At 60.0% G+C, this 23,632-nt stretch carries 21 protein-coding genes; 6 read left to right on the top strand and 15 right to left on the bottom strand.

Translation table 11 applies throughout. From position 1 onward, the window contains the following. Window positions 1-353 precede the first annotated feature (353 nt). The 6 genes from ACSOSP_RS40140 to ACSOSP_RS40115 all read right to left on the bottom strand — a co-directional run bounded on the left by ACSOSP_RS40140 (window position 354) and on the right by ACSOSP_RS40115 (window position 6,664). The gene (locus ACSOSP_RS40140; RefSeq protein WP_455312294.1) at window positions 354-854 is read right to left on the bottom strand and encodes a hypothetical protein; all 501 of its coding nucleotides are present in this window, start codon (window positions 852-854) and stop codon (window positions 354-356) included. A gap of 105 nt (window positions 855-959) precedes the next feature. Further along, on the bottom strand, window positions 960-1,466 hold the full coding sequence (locus ACSOSP_RS40135; protein ID WP_455312293.1) for a hypothetical protein: 507 nt from the start codon (window positions 1,464-1,466) through the stop codon (window positions 960-962). Then, window positions 1,459-2,301, bottom strand: coding sequence for a hypothetical protein (locus tag ACSOSP_RS40130; RefSeq protein WP_455314553.1), 843 nt, complete (start codon window positions 2,299-2,301; stop codon window positions 1,459-1,461). Before ACSOSP_RS40130 ends, ACSOSP_RS40135 begins: the two co-directional genes overlap by 8 nt. A 23-nt stretch (window positions 2,302-2,324) precedes the next feature. Then, window positions 2,325-3,803 (bottom strand): hypothetical protein, encoded by a 1,479-nt coding sequence (locus ACSOSP_RS40125; protein ID WP_455314552.1) that lies wholly within the window; start codon window positions 3,801-3,803, stop codon window positions 2,325-2,327. After that, a complete protein-coding gene (locus tag ACSOSP_RS40120; protein WP_455312291.1) occupies window positions 3,800-5,347 on the bottom strand; it encodes a site-specific integrase in 1,548 nt (515 codons plus the stop codon). The genes ACSOSP_RS40125 and ACSOSP_RS40120 overlap by 4 nt, the downstream gene beginning before the upstream one ends. Further along, a complete protein-coding gene (locus tag ACSOSP_RS40115; RefSeq protein ID WP_455312290.1) occupies window positions 5,348-6,664 on the bottom strand; it encodes a tyrosine-type recombinase/integrase in 1,317 nt (438 codons plus the stop codon). 475 nt (window positions 6,665-7,139) lie between these two features. Here ACSOSP_RS40115 and ACSOSP_RS40110 point away from each other — a divergent pair, with 475 nt between their 5' ends. Both ACSOSP_RS40110 and ACSOSP_RS40105 read left to right on the top strand, forming a co-directional pair. Then, window positions 7,140-7,427 carry a BrnT family toxin gene (locus ACSOSP_RS40110; protein WP_455314551.1) on the top strand — a complete coding sequence of 96 codons (288 nt, stop codon included), beginning with the start codon at window positions 7,140-7,142 and terminating at the stop codon, window positions 7,425-7,427. Next, on the top strand, window positions 7,393-7,728 hold the full coding sequence (locus ACSOSP_RS40105) for a BrnA antitoxin family protein (protein WP_455314550.1): 336 nt from the start codon (window positions 7,393-7,395) through the stop codon (window positions 7,726-7,728). Before ACSOSP_RS40110 ends, ACSOSP_RS40105 begins: the two co-directional genes overlap by 35 nt. A gap of 578 nt (window positions 7,729-8,306) precedes the next feature. Here ACSOSP_RS40105 and ACSOSP_RS40100 read toward each other — a convergent pair. Together ACSOSP_RS40100 and ACSOSP_RS40095 are read right to left on the bottom strand one after the other, a co-directional pair. Continuing rightward, complete coding sequence (locus ACSOSP_RS40100; RefSeq protein ID WP_455314549.1) at window positions 8,307-8,681, bottom strand: tautomerase family protein; 375 nt, start codon at window positions 8,679-8,681, stop codon at window positions 8,307-8,309. 33 nt (window positions 8,682-8,714) lie between these two features. Beyond that, window positions 8,715-9,515: an acetoacetate decarboxylase family protein gene (locus ACSOSP_RS40095; RefSeq protein WP_455314548.1), complete on the bottom strand. Its 801-nt coding sequence runs from the start codon at window positions 9,513-9,515 to the stop codon at window positions 8,715-8,717. 320 nt (window positions 9,516-9,835) lie between these two features. Here ACSOSP_RS40095 and ACSOSP_RS40090 point away from each other — a divergent pair, with 320 nt between their 5' ends. Then, window positions 9,836-12,886: an AAA family ATPase gene (locus ACSOSP_RS40090; RefSeq protein WP_455314547.1), complete on the top strand. Its 3,051-nt coding sequence runs from the start codon at window positions 9,836-9,838 to the stop codon at window positions 12,884-12,886. Window positions 12,887-13,045: 159 nt separating this feature from the next. On the opposite strand, the gene ACSOSP_RS40085 is transcribed toward ACSOSP_RS40090, so the two are convergent. The 3 genes from ACSOSP_RS40085 to ACSOSP_RS40075 form a co-directional block, all read right to left on the bottom strand. Continuing rightward, on the bottom strand, window positions 13,046-14,749 hold the full coding sequence (locus ACSOSP_RS40085) for a LuxR C-terminal-related transcriptional regulator (RefSeq protein ID WP_455314546.1): 1,704 nt from the start codon (window positions 14,747-14,749) through the stop codon (window positions 13,046-13,048). Between the two features lie 208 nt (window positions 14,750-14,957). Continuing rightward, complete coding sequence (locus tag ACSOSP_RS40080) at window positions 14,958-15,155, bottom strand: hypothetical protein (protein WP_455314545.1); 198 nt, start codon at window positions 15,153-15,155, stop codon at window positions 14,958-14,960. 73 nt (window positions 15,156-15,228) lie between these two features. Beyond that, window positions 15,229-15,642 (bottom strand): MucR family transcriptional regulator, encoded by a 414-nt coding sequence (locus ACSOSP_RS40075; RefSeq protein WP_455314544.1) that lies wholly within the window; start codon window positions 15,640-15,642, stop codon window positions 15,229-15,231. Window positions 15,643-15,847: 205 nt separating this feature from the next. On the opposite strand from ACSOSP_RS40075, the gene ACSOSP_RS40070 reads away from it, so the two are divergent. After that, the gene (locus tag ACSOSP_RS40070) at window positions 15,848-16,321 is read left to right on the top strand and encodes a YybH family protein (RefSeq protein ID WP_455314543.1); all 474 of its coding nucleotides are present in this window, start codon (window positions 15,848-15,850) and stop codon (window positions 16,319-16,321) included. A gap of 335 nt (window positions 16,322-16,656) precedes the next feature. Beyond that, a complete protein-coding gene (locus tag ACSOSP_RS40065; protein ID WP_455314542.1) occupies window positions 16,657-17,079 on the top strand; it encodes a DUF302 domain-containing protein in 423 nt (140 codons plus the stop codon). Window positions 17,080-17,202: 123 nt separating this feature from the next. Here the strand turns inward: ACSOSP_RS40065 and ACSOSP_RS40060 are convergent, their stop codons facing one another. The 3 genes from ACSOSP_RS40060 to ACSOSP_RS40050 form a co-directional block, all read right to left on the bottom strand. After that, the gene (locus ACSOSP_RS40060) at window positions 17,203-19,020 is read right to left on the bottom strand and encodes a PAS domain S-box protein (RefSeq protein WP_455314541.1); all 1,818 of its coding nucleotides are present in this window, start codon (window positions 19,018-19,020) and stop codon (window positions 17,203-17,205) included. Continuing rightward, a complete protein-coding gene (locus tag ACSOSP_RS40055) occupies window positions 19,020-20,129 on the bottom strand; it encodes an ABC transporter substrate-binding protein (RefSeq protein ID WP_455314540.1) in 1,110 nt (369 codons plus the stop codon). The genes ACSOSP_RS40060 and ACSOSP_RS40055 overlap by 1 nt, the downstream gene beginning before the upstream one ends. A 747-nt stretch (window positions 20,130-20,876) precedes the next feature. Next, window positions 20,877-22,751 (bottom strand): putative bifunctional diguanylate cyclase/phosphodiesterase, encoded by a 1,875-nt coding sequence (locus tag ACSOSP_RS40050; protein ID WP_455314539.1) that lies wholly within the window; start codon window positions 22,749-22,751, stop codon window positions 20,877-20,879. Between the two features lie 263 nt (window positions 22,752-23,014). Between ACSOSP_RS40050 and ACSOSP_RS40045 the strand changes: the two genes are divergently transcribed. Next, window positions 23,015-23,173, top strand: a complete 159-nt coding sequence (locus tag ACSOSP_RS40045; RefSeq protein ID WP_455314538.1) for a hypothetical protein — start codon at window positions 23,015-23,017, stop codon at window positions 23,171-23,173. A 149-nt stretch (window positions 23,174-23,322) separates the two neighbouring features. Here ACSOSP_RS40045 and ACSOSP_RS40040 read toward each other — a convergent pair whose 3' ends face one another. Beyond that, on the bottom strand, window positions 23,323-23,613 hold the full coding sequence (locus ACSOSP_RS40040; RefSeq protein WP_455314537.1) for a hypothetical protein: 291 nt from the start codon (window positions 23,611-23,613) through the stop codon (window positions 23,323-23,325). Window positions 23,614-23,632 lie beyond the last annotated feature (19 nt).

Here is a 23,632-nt window from a genome sequence, read left to right as displayed (position 1 = left end):
TCGCTTTGAATAGTCCGGCACTGTGTTTGCGGTTGCATTCAACGAGCGCTCAACATTGAATTATGTTGATGCAGAAACGTTGATTCTTGGCACCTATGGTCGGCTGTTGCGTTGGTTCAGTTTTCAGGGTTGCTATATTTTAAAGGGGAAGGCGACCGACTTATCCACAGGATATTCACAATTCTGTGGGTTAGGTGTTGCGTCGGCGGTAAGTACGAGTTTGTTGTGGCATGCAGATGTCTGTGATGCAACGGTCAGCAGGCAATTGCACGAATGGTATGCGGCTACGTGTTGCGCAGCTTCGATCCGCACCCATGGGCCGCCCCTACCGACAGTTCCTGATCTAGACAGCTTCACGCTGCGACATTCGTCCGGGTGCCGAGTCGCCACAGCATGTCGATGTTCTTTAGATATGTGGCGACGTCCTCGGGTGCCGCGTGGATGATTGAATGTCGCGAACTATCGACGCTGTTCACTTCCGCAGTCCACGGATCCTCAAGGCTCGTGCAAACGCTCTCGACATCGTCACGATAACGCTGGAAAGTCGCGTCATCCCACGCGTCTATGACGCCTGGCGCCAGGAGTATCGAGAGCACGCCTTTCCGTTCGCCGATGAATCGAACCGGAGCCAGCATGCCACCGAGGTAAAGGATCAGAATCGCATCGATGATCCGCTCGTCGTGGTCCTCATCCCAAACAATAGCGAAGTCAAGGAATGTGGCGCTCTGGAGCGGATTCAGCAGTTCATCGTGCCACGTCGGTACTCGCAGAACGGAGTAGTGGGTTCCGCGGCCGAGATGGCCAACGGGACGAGTTTCGTCATGCAGTGTCTGGAAGAAAGGGCAGTAGGACATGTGACACTCCTTTCGGGAGAGGGCGGCGTCAGCCGCGAGGCTCGGCCATTTCGTGGCAAGCGTTCGTCAAACGTTAGCGTACCGCTCTAGCGCGAGTCCACGAACTCAGCGTCGCTTCTTCGCCGGGCCACGGGCCGGCTTAACGTGATGATCCGGGGACATTGTTGACACGGTCGCCTCCGGCAGCGCACCAAGCTCGGCGAGTTTGTCTCGTGCTTCCCGATACGGTTCATAGAACTTCGCCCACTTGCTGAAGCCACCCAGTTCGCCGACGGCGCGCAGCATGGCGAGGTGCGACGCCGTCAGCAACTGAACGTTCGACTCAAGCTCTGCGATCCGGATATCCTTGTCCGCTAGTGATGTTGCCGTGTCTGCGCCGGACCGCTTCGCAACGCGACCGCGCCAGCGCCGATACTCCGCCTGACGCTGCTGATATTCAGCAAGCAACTTGCTGCGTGGCTCACTGCGCGTAATCGACGATGCGGCATTGATGGACGGGTGCAGTCGGGCAACGGCGCGTGCCGTAATGTCTTCGTCATCGGCCAGCAACATCTCGAGGATCTCGCGCATTTCGTTGTCGTTGGACGGCGCAATCTCGTTCGATTCAGTCATCAAGTACTCCACGTTCCCGAGGTTGCGACAGGTCGGGGCCATCAGGGAAGGGGCGCTCTCCTGGTGGCGTCGCGAGAAGCCTCTGTACGCCAGCCAGCCGCTTTTCTGCGTGGTCGAGCTGATTCCTCCAGCCAATGCTCGTCGACGGCCGGGTTTTGATTGTTTCCACTGCGAGCTTGAATTTGCCTTCCAGACGAATGAGGTTCCGTCGATTCTCCGGCAGATCAGTTGCCGAGAGATGGCGGCAATCCGCGAAGCATTCGAGATGTTTGGGGCACGGGTCAACCGTAAATGAATTCAGGCAGTGCCCGTACGGCGTGGCGTGGAAGCCGTCCGCTTCGGCGCGCAGATACTCATACGCCGCGGCGTCACCCTCCGTTGCCTGGATATGGTGAAACGCATCGACGATCGGACCGTTGGCTTTGCCGCCCTTGATGAGCCGGGCAACCGTACTCGCTTTTTCACCGAGCATGATCTCGATATCCAGCGGGATTTCGATCTGGTCAAGATCCTCGGCCAAGCTGCGATGATCGTACTCGTAGCTTTGTGCGACGCTGCGCCGGTTGAAGCGTTTGGAGATGATGGTGTCGGCAACGCCCAGCCGAAACAGCTCCGTGTTTTGCAGATGACGCAGCATATGCGACTCGAGCTTCAACCCTCGATCCTCGTCCGACTCACCATATTTTTCAAATAGCGATGGTATGTTTTTGTTGTCCCCAAGCGCTAAACCTACAAACCGCGGATCTGGCCGGCCAACTGCCATGTAGCGGGTCACGTCGCACAAGCCGTCGTTCCGCTCCTCTGCAAGCGAGCGCTTCGGATGGATGAGCAGCAACTCCCACGACTGCACTGCGCCAGTCACCGACGGCAGTGGTGCCGTGTCTGATACCTTGTCGGTGTCGTAGAGCGGATATGTTGTTCTAACTCACCGACGCGCAGGTAAGTGTTGTGCCAAGACATGCGTTCCGTGGGCCAACTCCGATCACTAGTAATTGGAATGACAGAGCCACTTGCGTTGCGGAATCGTAACGCAATCTGTTGAGCGGCCATCTTCTTTTGCAAGCGGTGCGCGAACTGATAAAGCGCCATGTCGAGTTGGATTGCGCCTGTCCGATGTTCCATAGACTGGCGCTGATGCAAGTCGATCAGGACACGAGGGTCGAAGCCTTCGCGATAGCGGTCGACAAAGGCTTCACGAGAGATTGCGGTCCAGAACGGATTACCCATCAAACGTGTATAAAGTTCGGTGATAGACACAAGATCATCGTTCGCATACCACGGCAGTAGTCGCCCCGTTTCGCACTGCAGCTTCAGCGTTGCGCGAAGTGGCTCCGTGATCCTCGCGACATGATCAAGCGTCTCAGTGAGCAGCGTCCGGAACATGTCCGGCACAGGCTGCGTGTTTTCATGCAGCACAGCACTATCCGACTCATCATCCTGCTGCTTTTCAGCGAAGTGGCGGAGCATGAGCGATGTCGAGATGCCGCCAGATTCACCTGCGGGGAGCCCTCTTGAATCCAGATGGGTTCGCTCGCGCTTCCAGTCAATCGGGAGTAGCGCAGCTTCGCCGATACGCAAGCCAGTTACTATCATCGTGCGTATCGCGGCGAACCGCAGCTCATCCATGAACGTGCGCGGTTTCTCGGTCATTACGATACGGGTCAGTTCCCAGAACGCTCGGCGCTCAGGGAGCCGCTCTTCACGCTTGCGTGCCTCCAGATCGGCGCGCAATTCGTCCTGCGACCAGATATGTTTCGCCTTGATCGCGCTTTTCATTTTCATGCGAGGAACAGCGAGAGACGAGTACAACTGACCGGCGTCGCAGATGTGCTGCGCATCAAACACCACTCTGACGATGCCAGCAACCAGGTCACCCAGTTTTCCGGAGGACTGGATCGCTTTCCCGATGCGGACCGCAAGCCGCAAATCGTCGACGGTCAGTTGCCACGGGTCCTTGTCCACGCATGTGGCGATCACACGCAGCGGACGCGCAATGCACTGCAGCACATAACTGGCCTTGTTCCGCTTGAACAGCAACTGCTCGGCGACTGCGGCCTTGATGAGGTCCTGCCACGCGGGCAATAGAGCTTGGAGGGCAAGTGGCGTCAGGTTGCCCTCGGCGCGCTCCGCATTGACGATAGCCAGTGCCTTCGTATCAGCCCCGAGGTCTCGGAGATAATAGTTCGGCGGCGGCACGTCGCCGGCAATGACGGTAAGGTTCCAGCCAACGCCGTCGCGTGCGGAGCCTGTTTTGTCGACGGGCATGTCCCACTGCATGCCTCTTTCCCGAACCAGCGTTTTGCCTAGTTCGATGAACGCGGAGTAGTGTGGATTCATCGATTGTCGCCTTCCAGTTCCTCGATGACCGCCTGTATCTCAGCGATCGTGCGTTGCAGTTGCAGGTAGGCCGGCGAGCTGGTGTCGCCGCGAGAACTCTGATCGAAGAACACCACTACTTCACGCATGGCGGCTAGCACGTGCTCATGCATCGCCTTATCGTGCAAGGGCATGAACTTCCTGCATCCATAGCACGACGTGACCGGGTTGTAAGGGCAGGCAGGCTGCCCCGAAGAACATCCGCCGATACCTGCAATCGGAATGCCGTGAGGCACGCCAGCGATCTGTTGCTCGCCTTTCAGAAGGGTGAGTTCCTCCGGGGAGATGAACCGGTCGTGTGCAATTTTCGCCACGCGTCGGTATATGTCCGACGCGCCGAGTGCCCGGTTCACCCGCTCCGCGTGGGTCGCCGAGGTCGCGTAATACACCAAGCCCGTCTGTGTGTGCGAATGGCCCAGAAACTCGGCCAGTTCTTCGTGGCTTGCGCCGGCGTCAACGAGTCGCTGCGCTGCGGTGTGGCGTAGGTCCGTAGCGGTACCGAGATCTTCGGAGTTGATCAGTTTTCTGACGAGCGCGGCAATCCGCGCTCCAGCCTCATAGTTCGATTCGACAGCAAAGAAGCGCCCAGCACCCGCGAGACCTTCAGCCTGTCGTTGGGCATTGAGAGCAACGAAGATCGGAGCCCATTCACGCTTGACCCGACGCGTGAGTGGCTTTTTCTTCGCGTCACTTCGCTGCTTTGCCATATGGAAGGTTAGATGAACCGTCGGCGGCCCGTCTGGTGCATCCTGCCAGATACGCACATTTCGCATGGTCAGCATTGCGATCTGGATCGGGCGCATCGCGAACTGATAGGCACACAGCAACATTCCTGCATCACAGACATCCTCGTGCAAAGGATCTGTTCCCGCCGATGACATAAGAGCTGCCGTCATTTCGTCCAGATGTCGTACTATCGCGGCTTCTTCGTCCGCGCCCAGAAACACATCGCCAGACCGGACACCCGCGTAAGCATCGCGGGCAGGCAAGGGCAGAGCGGTGCGAATGTAAATGCTATAGTCAGCCGACCACCCGAACAGCCGGTGCTCGCACAACAGGTGAAGAAGGTACTTTACACACAGATACGTGTGGTCCGTCATGGTCCGGGCACGCAAAGCCGTCCAAAGCGGACCTATACCGGTAGGCCCCGCACCCAGGATAGCCGCTATGTCAGTCACAGCCAGATTGTGTGCGTACGAGACGTAAAGTGCAGCAGTCGCAATGCTAAGGTTCTGCCCAAGGATGAGGAGAAAGACGTGCTTGAACACGAATGCGCAACGCTCGTCGAGTCGTGAGAAATCAACGTTGACGCGGTTACCGTTAATCGACAGCTCGAACGCAGATTGCTCAACCGGAGTCCGGATGGATCGCGGCTTGTCGGCGAAGTCGTCGTAGTAACGGATGACCGGTGGTAAGGCCGGCAATGCGGCACAGAGCAGACCAATGACATCGGTCGCTGTTTCTCCGCTTCCAAACAAATCTCGTTGCGCAGGCGACTTGCTCATCTAGTGTCCCTTCGGAAGCGCACGCAACAATGCCACACGGTCATCGAAGGCATCATTCCACACGCTGGCCAAGCGATCTTCAAACACGGCTCGTGCGTACCGTGACGGCATCGATGATGTCTTGGACCAGCCGAAGAAGGTGCGCAGTTTCTGGAGGGCTTCGTCCATCGAGTCGCCTTGTTCAAGCAACTGATGAAGCCGCACCACGGCACAGGTATGCCTCAGATCATGTGGCGTGACGGACTCTTTGCCAGTTCGATCTTTCAGTTCTTTCAAGACGGACGTGGGCAAGCGGTGTGAGATCTGCGCAAACATTTTCGTCAACGCTTCGGTCGACAACGGCATATCAACCTGCGAGTTCAGCAGAAACGAATGCCGCGGCCGGCCACGATAGTTTCCGGCGTACGTTTGCACCATACTGGCCGTTAACTCGCTGACCGGCACCTGCCGAATCGAATGAGCGGTCTTGATTCCTGGCTTGGAATACCGTGGATCGCCGTCTGAGTCTTCGTACTCGTTTTCCTGCACGTTGAGCCAATGCCGCGTCCGGTGTTGTTTGTGATCGTAGGCACCTTTGACTGCATCCACGGGCAACAGCAAGACTTCGCCACGCCGCAACCCCTGGTGCAGCATCAATACAAATGCAATGAATACGCGCCAACGCGTCTTATCCCTGGCGAAAGGATTCATTGCCGATTCCGGGTCCAGTACTTCGTACAGCGCTTCGACCGTGCTCGCTGGCAACGAACGAACTGTTTCGATCGTCTTGACCCTGCGGACATGAAGCTGGCTATAAAGCGTTGAAAGCCGGTTCAGCCGTTCTTCAATACGCCGGATCCGATTGTCGGCCGCCTGGCTCTTCGACACCCAGGTGACAACCGATGTTACGAACCCCAGACCGGTCTGCCAGCGCTTCTCGTCAATGTCCGTACCGTTTGGCTGGTTGCGGATCGACACAAACCACGATTCAAGGATCTCGGCCAACACCTCGTCATTCAATGTTCCCAGCGCATCGTCCAGCGCTGACATGCCGCGCAACTGGTCCGCATGTTGATACAGATTCTCGATGTAGCGCAGCTTTTTGACGTGTGTTGAATCAGCTAACTGCGCAGCAGACGTCGTCGCCCACACAGCCGCCCAGTATCGCGGCAACCCGCGTTGATCGACCAGAATCGGGCCTCGCAGTCCCGGTGGCACCGACTTATCAGATAGTTGTTCGAGCATTCCTGCGTTCTGCCAGTTTTCGCAACACAGGAAGATACCATTTATCAAATCGATGTTGCGGTCAGAACCATCTGTCAGTCGTTCCAGATGCAACGGCTGTAAACATACTAGCTCCGTTGATAATTTATCTTATGTAAAATTATTAACATCGTAAGCGGCGAGCCCGAAACACAACATATTCCTTCCTTCCGCCTGGATCTGGGCGCGCTTCTCTGCTCTCTGAAATCACGATGTAACTACTGTAGTTTACGCATTCGTAATAAACTGACGATTTCCTCAGATGTTTGATTTCTTCGGCGAGGCTGTTGTGACCCTACGACAACCGCCACGTATTAGTCGAGGCAACCGCGCCAGCGTATACGTCCAGCACGCGCAGCTTGAAATTTTACGTGCGCGGGTGGTCGGTCGTCGAATACTCCATCGCGCGAAGCTGGATGAGACTTACCAAACCACCATCGAGACCGCGAGCCAGTCCCGCGCAACGCTCGCCCGGCGACTTGGCATACTGGCTTTCACAACCGGTCGAACCTGTACTTGAAAGCATTAATTAATGTATATACAATAAATCATGCAGATCGAATTTGATCCAGCCAAAGACCTGCTCAACCTTGAAACGCACCATGTATCACTGACTGTCATCGAAGAATTCGACTGGGACAGCGCAATAGATGTGCTTGACGAGCGCCATGACTACAAAGAAAAACGTTGGATTGCGCATGGCTTGATCGGCGAGCGCCTGTTCTGCGTGGTCTACACGATTCGAGGCCCAGCTTTGCGCGTGATTAGCCTACGCAAAGCCAATAGACGCGAGGTAAAGAACTATGTCAAGCAAACGCAAGATCGTAATGCCCACTGATGCGGAAGACGCCGAAATCAATCGCGGCATCGAGACCGATCCTGACGCGCGAGAACTGAGCGCCGAGGAGATGCGACGCATGCGGCCACTTCGCGATACGCTCGCTGAGCGTGTTGGAGCGACTGCCGCCGACGCACTGCTCAGACGTCGTGGCCGGCCACCCGCAGACATCACCAAAGAGGCGATCAGCCTACGCTGCGACCGCGACTTGGTTGAGGCATTTCGCTCAACCGGTGACGGCTGGCAAACTCGAATAAACGAAGCGCTACGCGAGTACGCCACATCGCATCACATGCTCTAATCCAAAGCCCGCGCAAAGCGGGCTTTTTCAATTGACGGACCGATGGCAAGGAATGGCGCCACGGTGGTTCGCTATCGGCGAGTGATTCACCCAGCGTTCGGCGAAGCGCAGCAGATTGAAGACGGCCTACGCGAGAAAAAATAACGAAAATATGGTCGGTGCTTCCGGTTCGCTGGTCTCACTTTTCTGGGGCGAACAAACGCGACCTGTAACACAGGGCGGCTTTTCGTCATCAAGTTGACGACCGACGACCAATACTCTCGGTCCTGAGTTGCGGTTCGCGAGCCGCCTAGCTCGCGCTAACGCGCGCGGGCAAGTAGCACCGCGTCAATATTGATTGCTGGAATTGGGCCAGTCTTTGGACCCCTTCGTTGCCCTGCTATCACTCCTGACCTCAGTGGCCGGTTCTAGTCGCCGCGGCGACAATCTCGTGAATCCGGTCCGCACGTTGCCCGATGATCCTGCCCGACAATGCCCTCGTGGTCGCTTTCAAATTCGATTGCCGACGTTTCAGATGACCGCCTTAGCGCGCCAGGGCAGCAACAGGCACTGCCCTCGCTCAAACGAGCGTGCCCTAGCTACTCGTTCGAGATCTCCGGCATGATCTTCCCCATTTCCATCGCCTGACTGGGCGGCAGTTCCTGAATGCCGATGACAATCTGGTCATCGGGTGCGCCAGTCGCGCTCTGAAACAGTTTCCAAAGACGCTGGATCAGTTCCCGCTTGTATTCAGGTGGGCGGCCGGTCCGGATTAGAAGCGTCAGCGCTGCGGTGGCGGCCGCTTCTCCGGCCGTGAAGCCGTTGCCGGCCGAATACTCCTGAAACACCACATGCACCCAGTTTTTCGGCACACCCGAATACGAAGCGTGCAGCTCCGTCAGTTCGACCGCGAGCCGAGTTTTGGCCTCGCTGCTGAGTATGCCGTCCTGAGTCATCAAGGTATAAAGCGGCATGAAAGCGACTCCTCTCTCGATGATTCCAACCGGTCACTCGACGTAGTTCTTCAGAATTCGCAGATCCGTCACCGAGTAGGACATACCCAGCCGATAACCACGGCCAACGCGCAGCGGAGCGATCAGGTGCATGTCCTCGCCGGCGACCTCGGGAAGTTTCAGCTCCGCGGTTCCGCTCCAGAGATCGACGATCGCCAGATTGTCCGTGAGCGACATGGTCAGTTCGTCTACTGGTGGTTTGTCCTGATGACCGGCGGCGAGCTGGGGGAAATAGCGGCGCATGGTCGTCGGCCGGTTGAACACGGTCCTCGGGTCAGCGACGGGCTCCTCGAGCTGGATACGGGCGGTCGCCAGCCGTTCGCCGTGCGCCGAAACGCTGGCGCCGAAGCGGCTTCCTTTGGCAAGAGGAGCCGCCGCTGCACTCGGCGCCGAGAAACTGCGGGTCTGATAGACACTCGCGAGTTTCTTTGGAAAGCCCTGCGCCCATCCGCGGGCGATGGCGGCATCGTTGTCGACGAAGATGTACGGGCAGTAGTTGACCGGCACGCCGTCGAATACGGCCTCGACCAGGACGAAGGCTTCGCGGTATTGATAGCGGGCCGGGTCCGTCAATTCGTCATTGGACGCCGTGAACTGCCAGTCCAGAAACCAGAAGAAGGCGCGCCCTCCCGACTGCTCGTCCATGGTCATGCCACGCGGAAGCAGCGACGCGATGGCTTCAGGGTCGGCCCAGTATTCGATGGCCAGACAGTCGCTCGAATAGTGCCACGGCGGCATCGTCGCAAGCGCGGATTGTCCTTGCGGCGTAACAGGAACTGAAAACGCTTTAAGCATTTCGTTTCGCCTTCGATGGGAGCGACCGGCAGTCGCGATGACGCATTATTCTCGAAGGCCCAAACGTGTCCTATCCCCCGAACGGGGGTCGAAATGGCTGCTTGAAAGCGCTGCGCAAGGCAGTTATCCACACCCATGCATCGAAGGTCTTTGCAGTCATTTTGCCGGTATAGAATCGGCCAAATACCGTGACTCGGTGATTGATCGCCTTGCCGTGCAGACATGCGTGCCTGAGCTAGCGCATCGAGGCGACCGCGAGGCGACCACCGCGCTTCATATAAGATTGCAAGAAAGAATGGGCCGTGCGCTCGGAGACAAAAGTGAGCGAATTCCCGCCGTTCCGGCTCGACCGGGCCAATCAGTGCGTTTGGCGAATGACGCCAGACGGGGGCCAGTCCCGGCTCAATCTCAGGCCTCGTGCGTATGACATGCTTCAGTACCTGGTCGACAACGCCGGCCGCCTCGTTACGCACGACGAGTTTCTCGACGCGCTCTGGCAAAAAGTCATTGTGCAACCGGAAGTGCTGAAGGGGCACATGCTGTCCATACGGGCCGCGCTCGGCGACGATCCGGCCAACCCCCGCTTCATCGAAACGCTTCGCGGCCGAGGCTATCGTTTCATCGCCCCGCTGCGGGCTCGCACGCCGGTCAACGCCACGGACGATACCGAGAAACCCGCTGACGGCACCTTCGTCGGACGCACGCCGCAGTTGAACAAGCTCAAAGCGCTGTTCGACGAGGCTTGCGCAGGCGAATCGCGGATTGTGTTCGTCTCCGGCGAACCGGGCATCGGCAAGACCACGCTCGTCAACCGGTTCCTCGAATCGCTTGACGGCCGCGGCGACGTGCTGACTTTGCTCGGCGGCTGCGTGGAGGGTTACGGCGGCACGGAGCCGTATTACCCCGTGCTCGAAGCGCTGGGCCGACTGGTGCGCGGCGATGCGGGGGCCGCCATCATGCGCAGCCTGATCTCGATCGCCCCGACCTGGGCCGCGCAGCTTCCCGGCTCGGTGCCCGAGCGGTATCGCGCCCAACTGCAGCGCCAACTGGTTGGCGCGGGCAGTAGCCGTATGCTCCGCGAGATCTGCGAGTTCTTTGCCGCTCTCTCGGCAAAAACGCCGCTCGCCCTCGTCTTCGAAGACCTTCACTGGTCGGATTACTCGACGCTCGACATGCTTTCCGCCCTCGCCCGTCATCGGACCCATGCGCGGTTGATGGTCGTGGTCACGTATCGCCCCGAAGACGCGGAGCTGGTTCAGCATCCACTGTCCAGCCTGAACCACGACCTCGGTTTGCAGAAGCTTTGCCACGACATAGTGCTTGAACCGCTGAACGAAAGCGCCATCGCCGAATACCTGGAAGGTCAGGCGCACAACGCTCGCGAGAACGGCCTTGCGCAACTCGTTTGCGAGCACTCCGGTGGCAACCCCCTCTTCATGGTGGCAACGCTCGATCATCTGGTCGCCCAGGGTATCGCCCAGTCCACTCCCGAGGGGTGGAAGCTGCACCTGTCTGCGCCGGAAGTGCGGCTCGAAGTCCCGCGGACACTCAGCCAGGTCATCGAGCATCGCATCAAGCGGCTGACGGGCGATCAACGACGCGTGCTCGAAGCCGCGAGCGTGGTGGGACTGAGCTTCAACGCCACGCTCGCCGCTCCAGCGGCCCAGCTAAGCCAGGAATGCGTCGAGCAGACGTGCGAAGCGCTGTGCCGCCAGGAAAGCTTCATCCGCCGTGAAGCGCCTGCGCCGTTCGACCGCATGATCACGGCACGCATTTACGCATTCCGCCATACGATGTACCGGCAGACTTTCTACGAGCGTCAGGGCGCGCTGCGCACCACGCATTCGCATCTGCGAATTGCGGAAGAACTCGAAGCGCGTATCGCTCCGGAGGAACATGGCGGCGTCGCGGCGGAGCTGGCCCAGCATTTCTCGGCGGCCAGGCAATGGTCACGTGCGCTGACGTATCTGAGGATCGCAATCCAGACCGCGAAGAAGCGTCTCGCGTACAACGACGCACTCGCTATCCTCGATCGCGCCATGCTACTGGCCGCCAATCTGCCGAACGAGGCACGCGCAGCGGCCGAGGCTGAATTTCTTGAGGGACGCGCGTCGGTCTTTACCGCGGCGCATGACGGGCGTGCGCTCGAGACCTGTGAACAGCTGGCCACTCGTGCCGCGCAACTGGGTCTGATCGATATCCAGAGCCGCGCATTGCTGAGCCTCGCATACGCCTATAGCTGGCGCGATCAGTTGCGCAGCAGCCGGATTATCGACGAAGCACTGCTGCTAAGCGAACGCCAGACCAATCTGCAACAGCAGGCGCGCACTCGCATCAGTTGCTACGTCTGGAAAATGTGGGTGCGCGGCTGGCACGCTGACGACATCCGTCAGTGCGAGGCATCGCTCGAACCCTTGGGCAACGGCGACGATCCGTTCACGACCGCCTGGTCCCAGTGCGAATACAGCATGGTGCTGATGGCGTCCGCACGGTATCAACAGGCCCAGGACAACATCCTCGCGAACTACCAGTTTCTCGTCGACAACGATGAGAACCGGCCCGAGTTCAACATGGCGCGCGCCACATGGATGGTCAATCTCGGTGTGCCCTGGACGTTGCTGTATCTGGGCGAGCTCGGGCGCGCGCATCAGGAGTTCGACCGGGCGATCGCCATGTACGCTACCAACGGCAATCAATATGGCGCCGATACGCTCACGCTCTATCGCTGCTGGGTGCAATTCCATGCACTGGACTTCGACGCCATGCTCGAGTCCAGCAGCCAGATTCTCGCGGAAACCTTGGAGGGGACAGCGGTGCACCGCCCGACCCTTCCCGCGGAGCTACGGCTCGCCATCCTGCTTAAGGGACTGGCCTGTCTCGGCTTGGGCGACACCTCCACGGCGAGCGTGCATTTGCTCGACGTCATGCACCGCATGGATAACGAGCCGGTGATTTTCGACTGGTACTGGCGGCTCGCGCTTGAATGGGGACTCGCGAGCCTTGCGCTGATGCAGGGTGATCTCGACGAAGCGATGATGCACGCCGCACGTCTGGTCACGCTCGCGACCGGCTCAGAGGAGCGCACCTGGCAGGGATTGTCGTGGGAGATTCAGGCTCGCGTCGCGCTTCGCTTTGGCGCGGTGACGGACGCCGTGCGTCATGTCGAAAAGGCGCTCGTCGCCACGCGGCATTTCCAGACTCCGCTCGCGGACTGGCGCATCCATCGCACGGCGAGCGAGGCCTACCGCTTGAGCGGGGATGCGCAAACGGCTGAACGTCACGCCGAACTGGCGGCTTCCAAAAAAGCGGCGCTCGCAGCGAGTTTGCCCGCCGGGTATCGTATGCGCGCCACGCTCGACGCAGGGAATTAGCCCTCGGCCGGCGCCGCGAGACGCTGGCTGAAACCCGGGTCTTTCAGGATCGAGGATGGTCTCGAAGCTCATCGTATGGACCAGCAGCCAGCCGCGTCAGACCTGCAGGGCGCATGCCGTGAAGGGGTTGCGATTGTCGTGAAATCGCAAAACCTGCATTCAAGCCGAAAAAATCCTCGGCATGTGAATCAGGCCAAGGCGCGTGGCGAGCGTCACCGCCTCGGTCCGGTTCCTGACCGACAGCTTCGTGTAGAGATGCTTTGCGTGCGATTTCACGGTCTCAGGCGCGATGCACAGCTCGGCCGCGATCTGCTTGTTGGAGTGACCTTGCCCCATCAGGCTGACGATCAGGCGCTCGCGCTCGCTGAGGCCCGCAGCGGCGTTCGGACGTCGTGCAGGGAATGGCTCGATTGCCTGACGCATGCCGCGCTGCCGGTGCACCAGCAGCAGCCCTGCGTAGGGCAGCAGTTCGTGCGCATCGTGCACGGGCGCGATCCGCCGTTGCACGATCGCTTCGATCAGCTCCGCGACGCGCACGCTGCAATCGACGAGCGTTTGATGCAGACCGGCCGATTGCGCGAGCTTGAGCAGATTGACCAGCCCCTCCACGGCTTCACCGCGCCGCCCCGTCACAAGCGAGGCCTCGACAAGCAACAGCGCAACGGGCACCGCCGCATAGAGACCGCCGCGCCGTACCGTGTCGAAATGAGCCTGCTGCAATGAAGCTATATCGATGGCTGCCGGTGAGCGGGCCAAAGCGACGTGCACCCGTGCGACGGTATGAAAACGCGCGATCTCGAGGGCCGCGTTGCTACCGCTACCGCTCGCAGCGCGCTTTTCACGCGCAAGCGCGGCAAGCCGCTCCAGACATTGCGCGGCATGCTCGACGCGCCCGTGTCCAGCTTCGATCTCCACCTGGTACGCGAGGCTCGCCGCCCGCAACCTCGGCCAGCCACGCCGCACGCCGAGCGCTTCGGCCTCGCCGAGAATCACCAGCGCCCGGCCGGTTTGCCCCCGGCTCGCGGCGATGCGTGCGAGCAGCACATACGCCCGCAGCGCGCCCTCGAGGGTGCTGCGCTCGCGAATGTCGGCCATCCGCGTGTCGATCAGCGCCTCGGCTTCGTCCACCTGGCGCTGCTCGTAGAGCACTTGCGCGATGATGGCCGTGGGAAACACATCGGCCGCAACAGGCGTACCGAGGAAGAGCCGGCCGGCCTCGAGCGCGTCGGCTGCCAGCAGGCGCGCCGCGTTGAAGCGCATCTGATCGAAGGCGACGGCGGCATCCAAGGCCAGATCGAACAGCGCGGAGACCGCCTGCATCGGACCTGACCGGCCATCCAGCTTGACGCGTTCCACCTCGTAGAAACGCTTCAGATCGCCGCGCCGCCAATACACGCTGCGGCACACCGTCAGCGCGATCTGCACAGTCGGCGCGCTTGCGCCGAGCGCGAGCGCGGACAGCGCGGCCGGCAAGGTGCCCGCCTCATCGTCCTGGAACGCGAGTGCCGCCGCACGCAGCGCCGCGATTTCGCCGTGAAGGGCTCTCGTCACCGTCGCCGACAGCCGGTTCGCTTGCTGTTCGATCAGGTCAGCGATGACCAGCGCCTCGCGGGAATCGAAGCGCATGATGGCTTGCCACGCCCGTTCGATATCGAGCCTGATGTGTGCAAAACGGGCGCCGAGCCGGGTGCCGCCAGTGCGCAGAATCTGCATTGCGGCTGCAGTACCGCTAACGAGTGGCACAGACCCGGCGGCGGCGCTCGTTTGCCGCGCGCCTAGTTCGGGCGAACCGCATGGAATAGCCACGCTTTGCGGAGTCCGGCCAACTTTCGATAAGCTTTCGCATGCAACGACATCGTTCATTTCGGGCTCCGTAGGGACACCAGATCGTCGCAACCGCACTACGAGAAAAGGTGCGGATGAGACTAAGCCCGGCATCGTTACGAAGCGTGATGATTCGGTTATGTTTCGGTAATGACCGGGTAGTCGAGAGGCCTATACGGACCTTCAACGGATAACCCGGCAAGACGGGAGCGCTCGACGCCGCTATTCGCATGCGGCAATCCCGCTATCACGGAACGTCTCGGAACTTCAGCGTGGTGGCGCTCAGGGCGATACCGACCGTATAAAAGCGTTCATCGCCGACGCTCGACACTTCGCGAGGTTGACCGGCAGCGGCCTCCTCGCTCCAGCTTCCGGCGAGGATGTGATCCGCCGCAGCGGCATCGCTTGCGGAAAAAGGCGGACAGCGTTCATTGATGAGCATCATGCGCGAGCCGGACGCTTCTCCGGTATCCCCCCGATGGGTGAAACCGCACTGCACGAGCGTGTCCGCCGGGCTCTCAGGTCTGGGCGCCGCGCCTCGGCTTGACGGCGCCAGCGGACTGATTCTTCGCGATGGTCGAGCGGAGCGCCGAGTAGGCGGGCGCCACCATCGGATAGTTGGCCGGCAGCCCCCATTTCGATCGATACTGGTCGGGGGTCATGCCGTAGCGGTGTTGAAGATGGCGTTTGAGCGACTTCAGTTTGCGGCCGTCCTCCAGGCAGACCAGGTACTCGTCGTGGATCGATTCGCCAATCGGGACTGCTGCCTCGCCATGCGTGCCCGCTTCCTCGCAAGGATCGCGCAGCGCGGCCAGCGCGGCATGGGTATTCAAAATGAAGGCGGGAAGATCCGCCGCGGGCAGCGGATTGCATGAGACGAAACTCGCCACGATCTCGGCAGTCAGTTCGGTCAGGTTGGGACGCTGCGTCACGGGCGGCCTCGCGCGCTCAAAGAGCCTGCGTTACTGGGATTGCCCGAAAGTGGCGAGCGGATTCACGCGGTACCATAGGCTTGTCTCACTCTCAGGTAGGATACCCAATCAAAGTAATGGCGCGACCTGGGCGGGTCAACCCCCCGAATGGGGGCGCACCTGTGCCCCGGAAATGGCCGAGATCCGATCGATTTGGAGACCTCCCATGTTCAGATGGCTGCTTGCGTTTGCCGTCGTGCTGGCGGCCGCTGGTGCGACTCCAGCTCGCGCAGACGCGGATTCAGACAGGGTCGCGATCAGGGACCGGTTGCAGCGTTGGACGGTGGCATTTAACGCTCGCGATGCTGCCGGGGTCTGTGACCTGTTCGCCCCTGATCTGGTGTCGACCGTTCCCGAAGCGCTCGATGGCAGCCGGGACGCGCTCTGCGGCAAGCTCAGTGCCGTGCTGGCGAAACCTGGCTTGCAGCTCCATTACGACAGCCCCGACATCCGCGAAATCATCGTGTCCGGGGATATCGCCGTAGTGCGGCTGTTCTGGACGCTCACTGCGCAGAAGGCTGGCGAGTCGAGCACGAGTACTGAAGCGGGGATGGACATTTTCAAACGGCAGCCGGACGGCAGGTGGTCCATTGCCCGGTTCATCTCGTTCAGCGCCACGCCGAACAAAGTGCTTCAGTAAGCGCCCGCCTGCTGCGAAGACAGATTCGGATCGGTGTCTGCCACGAAGCACGGCAGGCCAGCCACGCCGGCGCCTGCTTGAGCCGCTGCGAGGTGACCCGTGATGTCGCCGATTTCGCATGCAACGGGGCGCCCGCCCGGCATGCAGCTACAACAGGCGCTCGCTATTGCTGCGAGGCGAACGTCCGGTCGGCCGTAGCTTGCGAACAGGCCCCGCGCCGATTATCGAACGTCGGCGCAGGCTGATCCCAACACCATGCCGGCGACACGATTGACACGGCACACTGACTGCGCAACCATGTTCGGAGTTCATTAGAGGACTAGAGGACCATCGCTATGACCGCACAGGCTGATACTTTTGCAGAGCGTCCTTCCTCCGTGCTTACGTTGCAAAGCAAATACGACTTTCAGACAACCGTCTCGCGGCTCAAGGCTGCACTGAGCTCGCACGGAATAACGCTATTCGCCGATATCGATCAGAGTTCCGCCGCGACGAGCGCGGGATTGTCGCTGAGACCTACGCGGCTCTTTCTATTCGGGAATCCGAAGGCCGGCACGCCGGTAATGGCGGCTAATCCGCATGCTGCATTGGAGCTGCCTTTGAAGGCGGTGGTGTGGGAGGACTCTGAACATGGCGTGCACGTGGACTATCAGGACGTGACCACCACACTTGGCAGCGACTATAAGGTCGATCCGCAAGTGCTGGCGCCCCTGACACAAACCCCGGCGTTGCTGCGTATGGTTGCCGGACAAGACTGAACGCGCACAAATTTCAGAACCAGGCGCTCTCGGCCCTGGCGGAAAACTGCCCGCCTTTGCGGGCTCAGTTCAGCTTTCGCCCACGTAAACCAACGCTGCGAATTGCCTGGTTGAGTACCGGCCTTAATGAGCCGTGACGGAATCGTCCTGGACGCTCAGGCGTACAACAGAACCCGAGTCCGGCTCGGTTTCGATATGCAGTTGTGCGTCGATCGATCGGGCACGTTCGGCCATGCCTTGCAAACCATACGAGTAGCCTGCCCGTGCCGCGACCATATCGAAGCCTCGTCCATTGTCGCTGACGATCAGCTCGATACCGCCTTTACCGTTGGCTAGCGTCACATCGACACGCGACGCGTTGGCGTGGCGGGCCACATTGGTCAGCGACTCTTGCACGATACGAAATATCGCCGTCGCGCGGGCATCGGCCAGGCGCGGTTCGGGACCTTCCCGATGGAAATGGCAGGCTATTTGAGTGTGACGGCTGAAATCTTCGGCGAGCCATTCCAGGGCGGATGCAAGGCCGAAGTTCAGCGCGGCCGGCCGCAGGTGGCTGACCACGTTGCGCACGATCTTGATCGTTTTCTCGAGCAGTTCACGCATCTCCTCCGCTTTGTGCATGGCGGCCGACCCGGCCGCCAGTTGCATCTTCAGCAATGCCAGGTCCATCTTGAGCGCCGTGAGCAACTGGCCCAGTTCATCATGGATTTCCATCGCGATGCGCTTTCTCTCCTCCTCGCGAATCGCCTCAAGATGCACTGATAGCTGCTGTAGTCGTTCGCGCGACGCCAGCAGTTCTCCTTCGGTGCGCTTGCGCTCGCTCACCTCCAGTTCGAGCTGGTCACGATGGCGGCGCAAATTTTCGAGCGCGTGCCTGCGCGCCGTCACGTCAGTCAGCAGCCCTTCAAGACACCACGGACGGCCGTCGTCTCCATCCAGACCGCGCCCATTCAATTGAACCCAGATCGGTTTTCCATCGATGCGCTTTAACTGCATTTCGAGCCCGGCGATTTCCCCCTGCACGCTGAGGATATCGAACAGGGCGCCGATTTGCATCGGCGAAAACGGTCCTTTGCCAGGGTCGCTGATTGCTGCCGTAATCAGGTCGGCCGCAGCGCCATATCCGAGCAACTCCGCCATTGCCGGATTGACCTCGTCAAGTCGCCCGCTGCGATCGAGCAGGAAGATGCCTTCGAGCGAATTTTCCACGATGCTACGGTACTTTCGTTCGCTCTCGCGCAGGCTCTCCGTCGATAAACGAAGCCGGTCCGCCATGGCGTTCACGCGCGTGGCGAGCCGCCCCAACTCGTCGCCGGATTCTACTGCGCAGCGTGCATCGAGGTCGCCGTCCGAGATCCGGTCGACCATTTCCTCAAGCCGGTTTATCGGGCCGCGCACCATCCGTTTGAGCAGCAGGAAGGTCGCCGCGTAGAGCGCAGCGACGACGAGCGCCGTCATCGCAAGAATGGTCCGGCGGGCGCCACTGATCGCGTGCCTGGCCACCGCCTTCGTCAGAACGACGCGGATCTCGCCGATCTTCTCTCGCGGCGCATCGCCCGGCGGGTCATATTCAATCGCCTTGACCCGCACCACCCTATCGTCCGGGTCCACGCGTTGATCGCCCTTCACGTTCGACACGATGCCGTAGCCCACGGCCGTGACCGTGAATTGCGCGACTTCGGGATTGGGCGCGAGAGCAGCCAGCTGGTTGTCGATGGCGCCGCGATCGACGTTCCATAACGGCTGGGCGAGTGAGCGGCTGAACAGCTCGGCGATTCGCGTGGCGCGCTCTTCCAGTTCCGCGAGCCGGCGCTCGCGCGAATGTTCGACCAGCACAAACGCGGAGGTGCCCGCCACGAGCGCGACGAGTATGACGAGCGCGACCATCAGCTTGGTGTGCAGACTGAGCGAGCGTAGCGCATGTCGTAGAGGCAAACGCATCACGAGTCCTTCGCCGTGGCGTTCAGGATATGGCGCAAACTGAAGTCGTAGGGACCAGGATGCGGATGCATGGTTTTTGAGTAGAGGCCAAAGTCGAGTGTGTGTCCGCGCAGAAAAACGACTTCACGATACTGCGCGACGTTCTCACGGTCGATAACGCTCAGGAAGTCGAGTTTCTGGCAGAGACCTCCGGACGCCGCAAAGTCGCGGCCGTGGTGGTAGTCATGCAGGAGAACCATGGCCCACGCACCAATGAAGTAGTCCCCCGCCACCATGGCCGCCAGACCACCATCGGCCACACGGGTCAGCGCCTCCGGCAATGCCCCCATCCCTCCTACCAGCACGCGGGCGTTGCGTGCTTCGACTGCGTTTAACGCCCCTAGCGTCATCGAATCGTTCGCCGCCCAGACCGCGTTGGCTTCCGGATACCGGGCAAGCAGCACGCGTGCCTTTTGGTCGCTGTCGCCATAGCTCCAGTCGCTGAAGACCAGTTGACAGGTCCGCGCATCCGGCACGCTGGACAGGAACGTCTCGACGCCGGCGGCACGTTCCAGCGAGACGGGCGTGTTCGGGTCGCCGGTAATCCCGATGACTTTCGCCGCGCTCTGGCCAAGCCGCTGGCACAGGTATTCCATCAAGCGGTACCCGCCGCGTGCCGCGTTAGCCGTCACCGTGCCGATCCAGTTCGGAATCCGTTGCCGTTCGTTGCCGATCTCGCGGCGCTGGTCGGGTGTCAGGTCATTGTGGATCAGCAGCACTTTTGCACGCGAACGCGACAGCGTTTCCAGCATCTGCCGGGCAGCCATCTTCTCGTTGACGATCACCACATAGTCGGGCGCCTCGGTGCGGCGGGCGACCTCCTCAGCCTGGCGCAGCATCAGCAGGTGGTCGCGTTCCGCATAGAGGACTTCCAGTTGAATGTCGAAGGTCTGTGCTGCGACCGCCATGAACCGCGATACCAGTTGCCATTGCTGCCCCGTGCCACGTTCGAGCGCTTCTCCGGGATTAAGGAACACCACATGAGGCGGCGGCCTCGATGCAAACGCGTAGTTCGTCGTGCATAGCAGGCCGACGTGAGCACATGCGCGCAGTGCTTCTCTACGATTCATAGGATGGATATTTCACTCGGTTGCCGCTATCGTGCGCCGGGTACTCATCGCGTGGCCGGATGCAACCACTCGGCGGGAAGCTCGACGCTCATTCTAGTAGCATCGTCTGCTTGCCAATATTTATCCAGCAGGACCGCGATGGGGCTATATGGTTTTCCCATCAAGGCCCTGTTTGCTTTCTATATGGCCAGCCTCTCTGCCTCCCGCGTCGCACGAGCGTCTGGAGTTGCTTGTGTTCAATTCGCTCGCCCTGATGTAGGGATTTCCTGACAGTCCCAAAGGGGTTATTCCGAGGCCAGATTCAGCGCGTACCGACTAAGCAATCCGGTCTTCCAAGTCTAGGATTAATGCATGGGCCGAGCGGTAAGGATTAAGTACGTCTGCCGCTCCGGGCGCCTTGGGCAACAAGTCAGGAAGCCCATTGTTGATGTGGTTTAACGGAGCTACGAGCAATGAATTTCGAATGGATGGACGGCAGTGTAAAACCGTCGCACCCCGGTGTATATCCGGTCAAGGACGCACACGGAACCGCAGCAAGATATTTCGCGCGATGGACAGGAACGGTCTGGAATGTCGCTTGCGCGTCGCAGGCCAGGGCTCTGCTGGTCAACGCCGAATCAAAATATCAGGATCGTCAGTGGCGCAGATGGGCGACTGACATGGCAGCGTGAGCGAACACGCGTCGGGGTGACGAATCTCATCGCCCCGAAAGTGACAAAGCGACAAAGCGACGAGGCGATCTGGAAATCACGAGTTCGAGCTGCACTCGGTCACCGGCAATCTTAAGCCCGCCGGGTTTGCAATCATCCAGCGTTCGAAATCTTCCGGCGCGAGCGGGTGGCTGAAGCGGTATCCCTGCCCGATCACACATCCATGCGAGACCAGCCAGCGCGCTTGAGCCCACGTCTCGACGCCTTCCGCAACAATGTCGAGTGTCATCGCATTCGCCATGGCAATCACCGCGCTGACAATCGACTGGCCGGTCGTGGTGGTGAATAGCTCCTTGATGAAGGACTGGTCAATCTTGATCCGGTCAATCTTGAGCGCGTGCAAGTAAGACAGATTGGAATAGCCTGTTCCAAAGTCGTCGACGGCAACACGCACACCGAGCTGCGCCAATCGTTCGAACGTGGATCGAGCCTCGCCAACGTTGTCCAGCAGCGCACTCTCGGTCACTTCCAGCTCCAGTTGCGAGGGTTCGATCTCGAAGCGCGCAATCAATTCGCATACCTCATCTAAAAATTCGGGGCGGCGCAGTTGGAGTGCAGAGACGTTGATCGACATTTGCACGCTGATGTCATACATGGCACGCCAGCGCGCCACGTCTGCGCACGCAATGCGCATCACGGCCATGCCCAGCTCGCCGATCAATCCCATTTCTTCCGCAATCGGAATAAACAAACCAGGCGGGACGTGGCCAAGCTCCGCGTCATGCCATCGTGCGAGAGCCTCGACGCCAATGAGCCTTCCGCTCACCATATCGACCTGCGGTTGATAATGCACCTTCAGCTCCTTCTGGATCGCGGCGCGAAGACGGCGGGCAATGCGATACTTTATCGCCGACGCGTGCGCCATCTGCTCGTCATAAAAAGCGGTGGCGCCTTTTCCCCGGTGCTTCGCCCGATACATTGCCGCGTCGGCGCGACTGATCAGTGATGCCGCATCGGATGCGTGCTCCGGGAACACGCTGATGCCAATGCTCGCGCCAAGCTTAAGCCGTGTTCCGTCGATCGACACGTCGCGCGACATATCGCGAATGATCTTGGCCGCAATGACCGAGAGGTCGTTGATTGATGCAACCTGTACGGCCGCGACGAATTCGTCGCCACCATACCGGCAAATCAATCCCCCCTGCTCCGACACCTGCATCAACCGCCCCGATAGACGGGTGAGGACGCGGTCGCCGGCTTTATGACCCAGCGAATCATTGATCGTTTTAAAATTATCCAGGTCAACAAAAATCACGCCGACGATGGTTGTTGCTGCGTCACCGGCGCGCAGCAAACGATCGAGGCGTGCGATAAACGTAGTTCGATTCAACAATCCGGTTAGCGCATCAAGCTCGGACAGCACCTTCAACTGGCGGGTTTTGTCGGCAAGCCGTTCGGACGCCACGTGAGCAAACTTGGCGATGAGTAGTGGGTAGATCACCATCATCGGCAGCATCATCAAGGTCGAATAGGGCTCACTTGCGCCGGCGATGTGACCGCCAAACAAACTGATTCCAACCAGCGCGCCCACGGCGTTCGCGATACAACAAAACAGCATCGGCCGCGTGCCGCCAACGGCAATGCTATTCATTGCTACGGATAGCAGAACGATTGTGGAAGGAACCAGGCGAAAATTTAACAACGCGACGACGATGCCGGCGAACACCGAGTCGATAAACAGGTTACGGCGCTCGGCGTTGACCGGATGCATGGAGCGGCGGGCGACCACGTAGGCAACGTGCGGCCACGCCAGCAAAGCCGCGGCGAACGTCGTCAACAAGAAAGTGACCGCATGGTCGGACAACATGATGGGCATGGTAGAGACCAATCCCGCCGTTGCCCCAAACACCCGAACCCGATATATTCCCGCAGCGAAGCGCAGCCCTGACCGATGCACGACCGCTGTCGACATAGGTATTCCAAACGGCCCGACCTTCGATTTCGCCACCATCCGCTCCTTAGCGTGGCCGAACACCCGTTCGCCGATGCCTGAACGTGCGATTCCAGCGCTTCACCAGTAAACGGTAGTTTTTAGAAAAACTTTAATTTCTCTCCCATTAGACATCGCGTCGACGCAGCGGAAAATTGCTATCGCTGAAGCGAGTCTTCTTGATTCCCGACCACCTGCGGCCTATTTTTAACAGTGTGTCCATTCGACACACTAAGGAGGTCAAAATGCCATCACCCAGAAAGGCCCCGCCGAGCCACGCGGCCGAAACCGATATGCCGAGCAGGAAGAAGGAGGTTGCGGCGCCAAGCAAGTCCCTTGGGAAGACGCAAGGTCAGAAGGGTGCGCAAGTGGCCCAGCGCACGAAAGGCAAACCCAAAGGCTGAGCGGACCGCCCCCTCGTCCGCACGCAGGGGGCGCCTCGCCACCACCTGGCTATGCCACGCTCGGAGCCCATCTCTTCGATGGATCCAGTCGACCGAGCGTCCACGAATCCGGACCGCGATGTCCAACGCTGCGAAACGGGACGCCCTGCTCACCCCTTCTTCGACACGGACGGCAGGTCGACAGCGCTCTTCATCCGGTCGATCACTTCCTGGGCGGCGCCGTAGCCGCGCATCAAAGCCTCGGCCGGGGTGCCGAGCGGGCGCTCTGCAACCTCGCCGAAGTGGAGGCGCCGGGTAGCCGCGGGGCTCCCGCTCTTCGTTATGTTGACGTCTGCGATGTACCCCGCGGGCGTTGCAGGAACCCGCGCGCCAGCGATTCCGTCCACGGCCTCGGTCTCCACCTCGATGGTGAAGTCTTTGTAGTTGTAGGTCCGACGCATGCCGAATACCCCTGGATTC

The organism is Caballeronia sp. KNU42, from assembly GCF_053760385.1.
This window is presented reverse-complemented; position numbering and strand designations above follow the sequence as displayed.